This window comes from Sorangium sp. So ce363 (genome assembly GCF_051520435.1).
GTDB lineage: Bacteria > Myxococcota_A > Polyangia > Polyangiales > Polyangiaceae > Sorangium > Sorangium cellulosum_B.
In genome coordinates, this window is sequence record NZ_CP150333.1 from 7,755,341 (window position 1) to 7,768,005 (window position 12,665).

Here is a 12,665-nt window from a genome sequence, read left to right on the forward strand (position 1 = left end):
AACGCAGCGCGAAGCTTGGTTAACGTCCAGGATGGCCCCGGCGGCTCGGCGCGAGCTTCTCTCCCGTCGACCCCTCGCCTCGCTCGCGAGGCTGCGGTATTCGACCACCTCACCCGATCGGGAGGACCGCAGTGCCTGACGGAGACGTCCTGCTCTCGAACACCGACGGCACCATCCTGGCGCAAGGCCCCGCCGTGCTCGTCTGCGAGTGCCGTGGCGACGGCCTGGACCTCGCCGTCCGTCGCGTCGCCGCGTTCGCGCTCGTCGCCTCGCTCGTCGTGGCGGGCATCGTGGCGGCGCGCGCGGCCCCCTTTCCCATCCTCTTCATCGCGGGGACGTGGACGGCCGGAGCCGCCGCCGCGCTGCTCGCCGTCCGCCGGCGCCGCCGGCTCCACGGGCTGTTCCGCCTCGATTTCGAGCGCGACGAGCTCATCCAGGACGGCCGTGGCTTCCGGCGGATCCTGCCGATCCAGGCGATCGTCGGCGTCTCGACCCCGCCGGCCTCGGACACGGACGTCGACGAGCCGGGCCTCGCGCCGCGCTGGCTGCTCCTCCACCTGTCGACCGGGGAGCAGCTGCGCCTGGGCAGGGCGCCCGCCTACGCGCTCGGACCCGCGCTCGCCTTCCTCAGGCGGGCCGGCGTCGAGGCGTGAGGGGCGCGCCCGCCGCCGGCCAGCGCCGCGCCGTCAGGGCCTCGGCAGGCTGGGGTAGGCCGGACCGAAGTCGTTGCGGACGTCGCGGACCGTCGAGAGGTACGGCGTCTTCACGGTCTCGTCCCGGTAGATCGGCCTGACGACGCACGTATCGCCTCCGCACTCCCCCGCTTCGGGGAAGATCACGTCGGCGACGAGCCAGAACCTGTCGCCTGAGTCCTCCGGAACGAAGGCGACGGGCACCTCGGGGTCGTAGAAACCCGTGGGCCCGAGGTCGGCCCCGAGCTCGCCGTTGCAGTAGATCTTGACCCGCGGGTGCACGTCGAACGACACGCTGCCGCCGAAGTAGTGCACCGCGATGCGCATCCAGCTGGCCTTGGGCGGGAAATCGACGTTGATGTTCTCGGGCGCGCAGAAGGTCGGGTCGTCCGGGTCCGTGGTGCGGTGGGCGCAGGAGATGTTGTCGAGATCGAGCCGCGGGCTATGGCACCCCCTGCCGTGGGCGCGCCAGTCGTCCCCCACGCCGCGAGGCGCGTAGAAGCAGCTGTTGTTGGTCTCCTCCGGATCCAGGTACCAGTTCACCGGCTCGGGGGGCGTCGCCGTGTCGCTGAACCACGTGATGGCCGAGCCGCCCGAGAGGCTGTCGAGCGTGCAGTTCCCGTAGCCGCACGCGGCGCTGGAGCCGCCGACCGTCCAGGGCTGCATGTTGTCCGGCTTGTGGAGGTAGAGGTCCATATCCACGCTGGCCGGCTCGTGCTCCCACTCGAGCTCGACGCGGAGGCCGCGGGCGCCGACGAACAGCGGGTAAACGCAGGTCGCGGTCTCGCCGCTCGCCAGGCTCTTCGTGTACGTGACCGTGTACTCGCCCGACTGGAGCGGCTTGAAGTCGTCCGCCGGCCCCTGCCCTCCCACCGCGGGGCACGGGTTCACGCCCGGCGGGCACGTCACCGTCCACACCTCGGAGTCCGGACGCGCGTCCTCGCTGAACGAGCCGGTGCCCTCCTTCAGATCGACGGTGGCGAACGGCGCCGCCTGGAGCGCGTGGCAGCCCGCCACGTCGTTCCGGTGGCAGTCCTGGTCCGCGTGCACGCCGCCGACGCAGGGGCCCCACGTGCCCGTCTCGTCGCATATCTGGGTCCCGGGGAAGCACCCCGGGCTGTGCCGGAACGACGGATCGCCTCGGAAGCAGGAGTGCGCCTGCCCGGCGATGCACCCGCAGCTCTCGTCGATCAGCCCGTTGCAGTCGTCGTCCAGCCCGGCGTGATCCACGCCGAGCTCATCCACACCGCACAGCTCCGTGGGACCGCAGGCGCTCCCGCACGGGTTGATCGTCACCGGCAGGCCCTCAGGCGCCCCTGCATCGATATCGCCGAGGAAGCCGCCGTAGCCTTCCGAGTCGCCAGGCTGGGCCGTCGCCACGCCGGCGCCGCCCGCCCCGCCGGCGCTGCCCGCCTCGTCGGCGTGCGAGCTGCCGCCCGTCGTCAGATCGAACGTGAGCCGCTTGCCTTCCGCGCTGCAGCCGGCCGCGAAACCGGCGCCCGACGCCGCGATCGCGATCACGACGGGGAGCACGGAGGAGACACGAAGACGAGACATGATACCTCCACTTGGAGACCTAGACGCGGTGTCGCGGCGGCCTGCGCCCGCTCCGCGCGACGGCGAAGCGCGCCGTGCACCAGGCACGACAGCGTGAAGCAAAGCGGATACCGGTGTCCCCAGCGCGCGCGAAAGCGCGGCTCGGGACGGCAGATCACGGAGCCCCGACCCTCATCGAGTAATAAGGACTACTGCCATGCAGACTCAGCAGGGTGAGTCGCTGGAGGAGGACTCCCTAGCACGGACTCCGGCCGGCGATGGCCACAATGAGCCGCTTTCAGCCGGCGAGGCGCGCTCTCGCCAGATGCGGAGTCAGGCGAACCACCAGCTCACCCGAGGAGTCAGAGAAATCATCCTCAGACAGATCACCACGAAGCTTGCCTTGCTGGCCGGTGTGGCGTTGCGCCTCACGGCTTCCGCGCGTGGGGCGAGGTGGCGCCGGCAGAGCTTGTGCGCTCGCGCCGGCGCGTTCGCGGGCGCTGACGTCGCGAGGCCCTGGCCATCGCGGTGATCTGGAGGCGGGTCGGGCGCGCGGCGCGCGCGCCTTTCAGGGCAGCGTCGGGTAGGCGGGACCGAAGCTCGCCTCGACGTCGTCCCGCGTGGTGAGCAGCGGCGTCTTCGCGCTGGCGCTCTCATAGAGCGGCCGCACGACGCAGGCCGCCTGGCCGCACTCGTCCGGCTCTGGGAAGAGCACGTCGGCGACGAGCCAGAACATGGTGCGTCCGTCCGTGGGCCTGAACGCGACGGGCCGCTCCGGGCTGTAGAACCCCGCGGGCCCCAGATCCGCCCCGAGGGCGCTGTCGCAGAAGATCTTGATACGGGGGTGAATATCGTTCTTCACCATACCCTCATCATAGTAATGCACGCCGATGCGCATCCACTGACGCTTCGGCGGATAGTCGAGGTTGATGTTCTCCGGCGCGCAGAAGCTTGTGTGATCGGGATCAGTCCGGGTGGGGTCGCACCCCCTGTTGTCGAGGTCGATCCGCGGGTTGTGGCAGCCAAGACCGTTGGCCATCCATTGCTCCCCCACGCCCCGAGGGGCGTTGAAGCAGCCATTGTTGCCGGGCACCGGGTCGAGGTACCAGTTCACGGGATTCGGCAGCCTCGCGCTGTTCAAGAACCAGCGGATATCCGAGGGCTCCGGTGACTTTGTCGCGAAGTGCGAGATAGCGCAGTTGTTCCATCCGCAATCCACCGACGACCCCAGCATTTTCCAGGGCTGCGTGTTGTTCGGCCTGTGGAGGTGCAGATCGAGATCGACGTCGCCGACGTCGTGCTCCCACTCGAGCTCGACGCGCAGGCCGCCCGCGCTGACGAAGAGCGGGTACTCGCAGCTCTGGGTAGCGCCGCTCGCGACGCGCTTCGTGTACGTCACAGTGTACTCCCCCGACTGCAGCGGCTTGAAATCGTCCGCTGGATCCGAGCCGGTCACTCCGGGGCACGGGTCGACGCCATCGGGGCAGTCCACCGTCCACAGCTCGGATCCCGCGAGCGCATCCGCGCCGAACGTGCCAATGGCTGCCTTGAGGTCGAGGTTCGCGAAGGGCGACGCCTGCATCGGGCGGCACGGAGCGCCGCTATCCATATGGCAGTTCTCGTCGGCGTGCACGCCGCCGACGCACGGGCCCCAGGTGCCGGTCTCGTCGCAGAGCTGGGTGCCAGGAAAGCAGCCCTCGCTGTTCCGGAACGACGGATCGCCGCGGAAGCAGGAGTGCGCCTGACCGGGGATGCAGGCGCACGTCTCGTCGATCGAACCATCGCAGTCGTCGTCCAGGCCGAGGGTCGCGCCGGTACATAGCTCCTTGTCGCCGCACGCGCTCCCACAAGGGTTCACCATCACATCGCTGTGCGGCTCCTGCCCTCCATCGATGTCGAGGAACCCACCCAGCCCGTCGCCTCCGCCGGTCGTGCCGCCCGCTCCCACGCCTGGTTCGTCAGCTCCGCTCGAGTCGAGCACGTTGGACGAACCCGTCGCGCTGCAGCTGGCCGCGAAGCCAGCGCTGGACACGGCGGCGCCAACCACGATGAGGAGCGAGAAGGAGAACCGACGTCGACCCATGACACCTCCGCTTGGGGATCCTCGATGCCGCGACAAAGCGGGCTCACACCCCGCTCGACACCCCGGCATTCCAGGAGCTCACGCGAGTGTAGCAAAATCAGCAAGCGACAATCGCACTGCAAGCGCGACAGAAGAATGTCGCTCGCTCACCGTGCGCTGCTGTCAATCCGCGAGCGGTCGATTGCCCACATCCACCGATGCGCAGCGGGCGCTCCGCGAGCCGCGGCGCGCTTGGCCTGCCGCGGGCGCCCGAGCGGCCGAGGCGCGGCGTCCTGCGGCGCGCCCAGACGACGCGCGCCGCGCCAGGGCGCCGCCTCATTGCCGACGAGCGGAGCGCGGCACCATTGCGCCGCAGCGTACCATTGCCCCGCAGCGTGCAGGACGGCGCCCACGCACGCACAGGACGCGAAGCTGGCGCCAGGGGATCGCCTATCCGATGATCGGGAGCTGCCGAGCGCCCTTGGCCCTCGCAGGCTGCGGCTCCGGCTGCGGCTGCGCCACGGACGACGCGGCCGTCTCCTCGATGTGCACGCCGGAGCGGAAGCGCTGCTCGCCGCCCGCGATCTTGCGGTGCGCCAGCGTGTGCTGCATGAAATTCAGCGGAAAGAAGCCCGCCAGCTGGATCCAGCTCGACTGCCGTGTGAGGGTGAACCTGCGCCATATCGAGGACGGCGAGTAGAATTTCGTCCACGCGGACACCCACCCCTCCCGGAGCCGCTCCCGCGACATCTGCTTGGGAACGAAATAGGGCGAGCCGGCGTCGTGGTCGCGGCGCAGCCACCAGCGCTCGTCCGTGAGGCGCCCCTCCGCCTTGAGGCGGCGGTACAGCTGCGTCGCGGGGTACGGGGTGAGGATGGCATACAGCGCCATCGTCAGCTTCATGTCGATGCCGAACTCCACGGTGCGATCGAACACCTCGGGATCGTCCGTATCGAACCCGAAGACGAAGCTCCCCCAGACCGAGATGCCGTGATCGTGGAGCATCGCCATCGTGTCCTTGTACTGGGAGGGACGGTTCTGCCGCTTTCCGGTGAACTTCACCGTCTCCTCGTCGATGCTCTCGAAGCCGATGAAGAGCGCCTTGCACCCGCTCTCGGCCATGAGCTTCACGTTCTCGAGGCGCTTGACCGCGGCGAGCGAGCACTGGCCTATCCAGTGCTTCTTCAGCGGGATCATCCGGGTGAAGAGCTCTTTCGAGTAAGCCCGGTGGATCATCACGTTGTCGTCCGCGAACATGATGAGCTTGCCGAGCGACCGGAGCTCGCTCAGCACCTCGTCGGTCGGACGGAACCGCATCGTGGTGCCGTTCGCCGTCGACACGCTGCAGAACTCGCACGGATACGGGCAGCCGCGCATCGTCTGCACGACCTGGAACGGGATGTACTTCTTGGAGGTGAACAGGTCGCGCCGCGGCGGGGGCCTGCCCGCGAGGTTCGGCAGCTCCGGGCGGTAGAACGGCTTGAGCTCGCCGCGCTTCACGTCCGCGAGCAGGGCGGGCCAGGCGTCCTCCGCCTCGCCGACCACGACGGCGTCCGCGTGCTGCAGGGCCTCGTCGGGGCAGGCCGTCGGGTGGATGCCGCCGAGCACCACCTTCACGCCGCGCCTGCGGTAAGCGGCGGCGATATCGTAGCTGCGGCGGGCGGTCTTGCTGTCGACGCTGATCCCGACGAGGTCGACGTCCTTGACGTCGCGCTGGAGATCGAAGGGCTGCACGACGTCATCGGTGTAGATGATCTCATCCTCGGGGGGCGTGAGCGCCGCGAGGGTGCCGAGCCCCACACGAGGCAGGTACGCGGAATCTTCGCTTGCCGTGGCGATGAGCTCGATCTGCATGGCGGATCGTGCTTATCACGGAGCCCCAAGGAGACCCACGACGAATGAGCTTGCTCTCTGACGCCGCAGTCTTTCTCGGCGCGGCCGTCGTCGCCGTGCCGCTGTTCAAGCGGATCGGCCTCGGCGCGGTGCTCGGCTACCTCGTCGCGGGCGCGCTGCTCGGCCCGTGGGGGCTGCGGATCATCGCCAACGTCGAAGACACCCTCCACTTCTCGGAGCTCGGCGTGGTGCTGCTCCTCTTCCTCATCGGCCTCGAGCTCCAGCCGTCGCGGCTCTGGGTGCTCCGCCGCGCCGTGTTCGGCCTCGGCGGCGCGCAGGTCGCCGTCACGGGCGCGCTCATCGCGCTCATCGGCGCCGCGCTCGGCCTGCGCGCCGACACGGCGGCCATCGCGGGCGTCGGGCTCTCGCTCTCGTCGACGGCGTTCGTCCTGCAGATCCTGGCCGAGAAGGGCCAGATGCAGTCGCAGCACGGCCGCTCCGCGTTCGCCATCCTGCTCTTCCAGGACCTCGCCGTGATCCCGCTGATCGCGGTGCTCCCCCTGCTCGGCCCCGCGGGCGCGGCCCCCGCCGAGGGGAGCGCGGTCGCCTCGTCGCTCAAGGCCGTGGCCGTGCTGCTCGCGGTCGTCGCCGGCGGCCGCTACCTCGTGCGCCCCGTCTTCCGGGCCATCGCCGCCACCCACGCGCACGAGATCTTCACCGCGGCGGCCCTGCTCGTCGTGCTCGGCACGGCGCTCCTCATGGTGCAGGTGGGCCTCTCCATGTCGCTCGGCGCCTTCATGGCGGGCGTGCTGCTCGCCGACTCGGAGTACCGCCACGAGCTCGAGGCGGACATCGAGCCGTTCAAGGGCCTGCTCATGGGGCTCTTCTTCATCGCCGTCGGGATGTCGGCGAACATCGGCCTCGTCATCGAGCGGCCGCTGCTCGTCCTCGGGCTCGTCCTCGGCGTGATGGCGCTCAAGGCCGCCGTCCTGCTCCTCCTGGGCAGGGCGGCCGGGCACGCGAAGGGCTCCGCGCGCGACCTCGCGCTCGCGCTCCCGCAGGGGGGCGAGTTCGCCTTCGTCCTCTTCGGGATGGCCGCGGGACAGGGCCTCATGGACAGGCTCCTCGCCGACCTCCTGGTCGTCGTGGTCACCCTGTCCATGGCGGTCACGCCGCTCGTCATCGCGCTCGGCGACGCGCTCGTCAAGCGATGGCAGGGGGGCGGGCCAGAGCGCGAGTTCGACGCGATCGACGACGACGACCCGAGGGTCATCATCGCCGGATACGGCCGCTTCGGCCAGATCGTCTCTCGCGTCCTCCGCACGAGGAAGATCCCCTTCACCGCGCTCGACGCGAGCCCCACGCAGGTCGACTTCGTCCGCAAGTACGGCAACAAGATCTACTACGGGGACGCCTCCCGGCTCGACCTGCTCCGCGCGGCGCGCGCCGACAAGGCGAAGATCTTCGTGCTGGCCATCGACGACGTCGCGTCGTCGGTGAAGACGGCGGAGGTGGTGAAGCGGCACTTCCCGGACCTCCTGATCTACGCGCGCGCCCGGAACCGCCAGCACGCGTATCAGCTGATGGATATCGGCGTGACGGTGCTGGAGCGGGAGACGTTCCTGTCGTCGCTCGAGGTGGCGGCGCGCGTGCTCGAGGGCCTCGGGATGCGGGAGCGGGACGCCCGCGCGACCATCGAGCGGTTCAGGGCCCACGACGAGAAGGTGCTCCTCCGCGGGCACGCGGTGCACAACGACGAGGTCAAGCTCATCGAGGCGGCGAAGCAGGCGGCGCAGGAGCTCGAAGGCCTGTTCGAGTCCGACGAGATCGCGCCGTCCGGCAGGGACGACAAGGCCGCGGCGGTGTGACGCGAAGCGAGCGAGCCGCCGTCGGCTCGCTCACTCCTGTTCCTGCTTCGCGCCGATGCCGTGGCGGCGGAGGTAAGCCCGCACGTGCGCCCGCTCCATGCCCGCGCGCCGCGCCATCTCGCTCACGTTGCCCTTCGCGTCCTCGGACAGGGCGGCGAAGTAGTCGCGCTCGAACCGCGCGAGGACGTCGCGCTTCGCCTCCTGGAACTGACGGCCCTTCATCGACGCGAACGAGCTGCTGGCCGCGCTGCCGCCGGCGCCCGGGGGGATCGACGGCGAGGAGCTCGGGTGCACCGGCGTCTCGGTGAGGGCGCCGAGGTGCGCCGCGATGTCGATCTCCTCGCCCTCGGCGGCGAGCGCGAACGCGACGGCGACCGCGTTCCGCAGCTCGCGGACGTTGCCCGGCCAGTCGTGCCGCATTAGCCGCTCGAGCGTCATGTTCGAGACGCGCTCGTAGGCGCTCTCGTCGCCGAGATCCTTCAGCATCCGGCGGACGAGCACGGGGATGTCCTCCACGCGCTGCCGGAGCGCCGGCAGCTCGATCTTGATCTGCGCGACGCGGAAGTAGAGGTCGCTCCGGAAGTTGCCGCCGTTCACGGCCCGCACGAGGTCGCGGCGCGTCGCCGCGAGCACGCGCACGTCGACCTCGCGGTAGCTCGATCCGCCGACGCTCTTGATGCGGCGCTCGGCGAGCGCGCGGAGGAGCTTCGGCTGCACCTCGAGCGGCAGCTCGCCGAGCTCGTCGAGGAAGATCGTGCCGCCGTCCGCCTCGATGAACGGCGAGAGGCGCTTGTCGACCGCGCCCGTGAACGCGCCGCGCTCGTGGCCGAACAGCGTCGCCTCGGCCAGGGTCGGCGGGATCGAGCCGCAGTCCACGACCACGAACGGCTTCTTCGAGCGGGCGCTCGCCAGGTGCAGCGCCTGGGCGACGAGCTCCTTGCCCGTGCCGGTCTCGCCCGTGATGAGCACCGTGAGGTCGGTCGGCGCCATCTTGGAGAGGCGCTCGAAGATGGCCCGCATCCCGGGGCTGCTCGCCACGAGCGGGCCGAACGACGGGATCGCCGAGACCGTGATGCGCTCGGGCCGCAGGGGCTCGAACTGGATCTCGGTCTCGCCGAGCCGCAGCTTCGTGCTCGTGAGCAGGTAGATGTCGCCGACCCGCACGCCGCCGACGAAGGTCCCGTTCCTGCTGTCGAGATCGCGCACGCGGACGCCCTGCTCCGTGGCGACGAACTCGGCGTGCACCGCGCTGACCTTGGCGTCGTCGAGGACCAGCTGGCAGGCCGCGTTGCGGCCCACGATGACGGGATCGGTGCCGATCTCGATCCATCCGCCGCCGCGCGCGGCCGACGATTTCGTGAGGCGGATGCGCCCGCCGCGCACCTCGACCCGGTTCTTCGTGCCTACCGTCGCGTCGAGCAACTCAGTGCCTCTCTGTCTTGCGGCGCGAAGGCGGACCCTCCGGCCGGGGAATCTCTGCGCCCCCGCCCCTGCTCGGCGGTGGCGGCGGCGCGCCCGCGCCCGCCCTGCTCGGCGGTGGCGGCGGCGCGCCCGCGCCCGCCCTGCTCGGCGGTGGCGGCGGCGCGCCCGCGCCCGCCCTGCTCGGCGGTGGCGGCGGCGCGCCCGCGCCCGCCCTGCTCGGCGGTGGCGGCGGCGCGCCCGCGCCCGCCCTGCTCGGCGGTGGCGGCGGCGCGCCCGCGCCCGCCCTGCTCGGCGGTGGCGGCGGCGCGCCCGCGCCCGCCCTGCTCGGTGGTGGCGGCGGCGCGCCCGCGCCCGCCCTGCTCGGCGGTGGCGGCGGCGCCCCCACGCCGGTCCTGCTCGGCGACGCCGGAGGCGCGCCCGCGCCGGTCCTGCTCGGCGGCGCAGGCGGTGCGCCCACGCCGGTCCTGCTCGGCGACGCCGGCGGCGCAGCGGCCCTGCTCGGCGGCGGCGGGGGCACGGTGCTCCCGGCCCTGCTCGGTGGCGGCGGGGGCACGGTGCTGGCCCTGGGAGGGGCGAGCGAAGCAGGGGGCGGCGAGCTGTGGCCGGCGTCGCTGAAGCCGCCGTTCTCCGTCATCGTCGGGGGGCCGTCGACGACCGTGGGGTTGTCTTCCAGGAACGCGTCGGGCAGCTCGGAGGGATACCTGCTCCGCTGCGTGCGGCGCGTCGCGCGCGTGATGTTCGCCGGCTGGATGGCCCGCCAGCTCGACAGCGCATCTGCCGCGGAGCCGAAGCGCCCTTCGCGCCGGCGATCGAGCGCCCTCTCGAGGAAGCGCTCGATGCCCACCGGCCATTTCTCGCCAGTCGCCTCGGCGAGCGACGGCGCCGGGCGGTCGAGCTTCATCGCGACGAGCACCGCGGCGTTCGCCCCCTCGAACGGCAGCCGCCCGGACAGGGCCCGGAAGGCCACCGCGCCGACCGCGTAGATGTCGGCCCGCTCGTCGGCCCGCGCGGCGCCCCGCACCTGCTCCGGCGCCATGTACGCGAACGATCCCAGCGTCGCGTCGAAGGCGGTGAGCGTCGGCTCTTCCTTCTCGCGCCGCGTGAGCTTCGAGATGCCGAAATCGAGGATCTTCGCGCGCTCGCGCCGGTCCGGCAGGCCGAGGTGCTCGAGGTAGATGTTGCCCGGCTTCAGATCGCGGTGGATGACGCCCGCGGCGTGCGCCGCCACGAGCCCCTGGAGCACGTCATCGATGATCGGGCCGACCTCGCTGAACGGCAGGTACTGCTCGCGCTTCAGCCGATCCGCCAGCGACTCGCCGTCGAGCTGCTCGAACACGAGCAGGTGCTCGCCCTCGTCCGTCTGGCCGACCTCGAGCAGCTGGCAGACGTACGGACTCTGGATGGCCGAGGCGATCTTCGCCTCACGGTCGAAGCGCCGCACGAGATCCGGCTTCATCGCGGCGCGCGCGAGCAGGACCTTGATGGCGACCTGCTGATTGTCCGATTCCCGTGTTGCTGCCCAGACTTCGCCCATGCCGCCCCGCCCGAGCAGGCGGGAGACACGGTAGCCAGCAACGACGTCGCCCGGGTGGATCGCCACGTAACCTGGATCGGGACCGTACCACCGCGACTCTCGAACGGGTGAGAAAAAAGCGAGCGTCCGGGGAAACGCGGTGATTCCGGGAGCGAGCGGAACCGATCACGGAGCGCGGCTCGCGGCGCGTGTTGCGGCTCGCGGCGCGTGTTGCGGGCTCACGACGTGACAGCGCGCCGGTGCGATCGGAGCACGAACCCAACGAAGGGGACGCGATGGTTCGGAGGACTACTCGGAGGACCACGGCGAGCCGCGCGCACGCGATGGTGGTGGCCGTAGGCCGCAGCCCGCGGCTCGCGGAATCCCGGAAAGAATCCGAGGGACGCGGCACTAGCCCGACGCGACATGATTCTGTAGGCTCGCCGCGCCATGCCGCGTACAGCCGAGGATGTCGAAACCTACCTCCTGCAGCTCGATCGCCGGTTCGAGAACGACGCCGGTACCTACCTCGTCTCGGGGGGCCCGGACGCGCCGCCGATCGCGATCCGCATCGACCCGCCGATCGTGGCGGTGCGGGTCTCGATCGGCCCTGTCCCCGGGGACGACGCACACCAGACCAGGCTCTTCCGCCGCCTGCTCGAGTACAACGCGACGGATCTCATGCATGCTTCGTATGGGATCGAGGCGGGCACCGTCGTCCTGTCGGCGGCGCTGGAGCTCGAGAACCTCGACATGAACGAGCTCGAGGCGATCCTGAGCGACATCGATCTCGCGCTCGCCCGCCACGTCCCCGTGCTGCACGATCTCGCGCTCAGCTGAGCAGACCCGCCGCGCCTTTCGACCCTGCGCACCCCGAGAGTTGGAGCTGATCTATGGGAATTTTCGCGCGCCTTGCGACCCTCATCAAGTCGAACCTGAACGACCTCATCAGCCGCTCGGAGGACCCCGAGAAGATGCTGAACCAGGTCGTCATCGACATGGCAAACCAGCTGATCGAGGCGAAGAAGCAGGTCGCCGTCTCGATCGCCGACGAGAAGCGGCTGGCCAAGCAGGCCGAGCAGGAGGCCGCCAACGCCGCGGAGTGGGAGCGCAGGGCCATGCTCGCTATCAAGGCGGGCGACGACGCGCTGGCCAAGGAGGCGCTGAACCGCAAGAAGGAGCACGACCAGCTCGCCACCTCCTACAAGGACCAGTGGCAGAAGCAGAAGCAGGCCGTCGACCAGCTGAAGACGGCGCTGCGCCTCCTGAACAACAAGATCGAGGAGGCGAAGCGCAAGAAGAACGTGCTCATCGCCCGGAAGAAGCGGGCCGAGGCGCAGAAGGCCATCCAGGAGACGATGAGCGGCCTGAACAACGCCTCCGCCTTCGAGACGTTCGACCGGATGTCGAACAAGATCGACCAGATCGAGGCCGAGGCCGAGGCCGCCGGGGAGATCGCCGAGCAGTACACGGGCGACACGCTGGCGCACAAGTTCGGGCAGCTCGAGGCGACGGCGGGCGCGGACGACGAGCTGCTCGCGCTCAAGCGGAAGATGGGCGTGCTCCCGCCCGAGCCGCCGCCCGCCGCGGCGCCGCCGCCGCAGGTGCGCGTGGCCGGCGCGGGCGGCGCGCCGGCCGCCGCGCCCCAGGCCGAGCAGGACGAGCTCGCGGCGGCGCTCGCGGAGCTCGAGGCCGAAGAACAACGTGAACAAGCCAGGATGAAGCGCTAGAGCACGCCC

At 70.7% G+C, this 12,665-nt stretch carries 9 protein-coding genes; 4 read left to right on the forward strand and 5 right to left on the reverse strand.

Annotation, left to right across the window (positions count from 1 at the left end; genetic code table 11):
* Window positions 1-131 precede the first annotated feature (131 nt).
* Window positions 132-653 (forward strand): hypothetical protein, encoded by a 522-nt coding sequence (locus tag WMF12_RS28915; RefSeq protein ID WP_437850583.1) that lies wholly within the window; start codon window positions 132-134, stop codon window positions 651-653.
* A gap of 33 nt (window positions 654-686) precedes the next feature.
* On the opposite strand, the gene WMF12_RS28920 is transcribed toward WMF12_RS28915, so the two are convergent.
* The 3 genes from WMF12_RS28920 to WMF12_RS28930 form a co-directional block, all read right to left on the reverse strand.
* Complete coding sequence (locus WMF12_RS28920; protein ID WP_437850585.1) at window positions 687-2,249, reverse strand: hypothetical protein; 1,563 nt, start codon at window positions 2,247-2,249, stop codon at window positions 687-689.
* 547 nt (window positions 2,250-2,796) lie between these two features.
* Window positions 2,797-4,311 carry a hypothetical protein gene (locus tag WMF12_RS28925; protein ID WP_437850587.1) on the reverse strand — a complete coding sequence of 505 codons (1,515 nt, stop codon included), beginning with the start codon at window positions 4,309-4,311 and terminating at the stop codon, window positions 2,797-2,799.
* A gap of 429 nt (window positions 4,312-4,740) precedes the next feature.
* Window positions 4,741-6,144 carry a B12-binding domain-containing radical SAM protein gene (locus tag WMF12_RS28930; protein WP_437850589.1) on the reverse strand — a complete coding sequence of 468 codons (1,404 nt, stop codon included), beginning with the start codon at window positions 6,142-6,144 and terminating at the stop codon, window positions 4,741-4,743.
* A gap of 44 nt (window positions 6,145-6,188) precedes the next feature.
* Between WMF12_RS28930 and WMF12_RS28935 the strand changes: the two genes are divergently transcribed.
* The gene (locus WMF12_RS28935) at window positions 6,189-7,991 is read left to right on the forward strand and encodes a monovalent cation:proton antiporter-2 (CPA2) family protein (protein ID WP_437850591.1); all 1,803 of its coding nucleotides are present in this window, start codon (window positions 6,189-6,191) and stop codon (window positions 7,989-7,991) included.
* Window positions 7,992-8,021: 30 nt separating this feature from the next.
* Here the strand turns inward: WMF12_RS28935 and WMF12_RS28940 are convergent, their stop codons facing one another.
* Both WMF12_RS28940 and WMF12_RS28945 read right to left on the reverse strand, forming a co-directional pair.
* Entirely contained in the window at window positions 8,022-9,413 is a 1,392-nt protein-coding gene (locus WMF12_RS28940; RefSeq protein ID WP_437850593.1) for a sigma 54-interacting transcriptional regulator, read from the reverse strand.
* A gap of 1 nt (window position 9,414) precedes the next feature.
* Window positions 9,415-11,013: a serine/threonine-protein kinase gene (locus WMF12_RS28945; RefSeq protein WP_437850595.1), complete on the reverse strand. Its 1,599-nt coding sequence runs from the start codon at window positions 11,011-11,013 to the stop codon at window positions 9,415-9,417.
* 363 nt (window positions 11,014-11,376) lie between these two features.
* On the opposite strand from WMF12_RS28945, the gene WMF12_RS28950 reads away from it, so the two are divergent.
* The gene (locus WMF12_RS28950) at window positions 11,377-11,766 is read left to right on the forward strand and encodes a hypothetical protein (protein WP_437542369.1); all 390 of its coding nucleotides are present in this window, start codon (window positions 11,377-11,379) and stop codon (window positions 11,764-11,766) included.
* A 53-nt stretch (window positions 11,767-11,819) separates the two neighbouring features.
* Entirely contained in the window at window positions 11,820-12,656 is an 837-nt protein-coding gene (locus tag WMF12_RS28955; RefSeq protein ID WP_012238103.1) for a PspA/IM30 family protein, read from the forward strand.
* Window positions 12,657-12,665 lie beyond the last annotated feature (9 nt).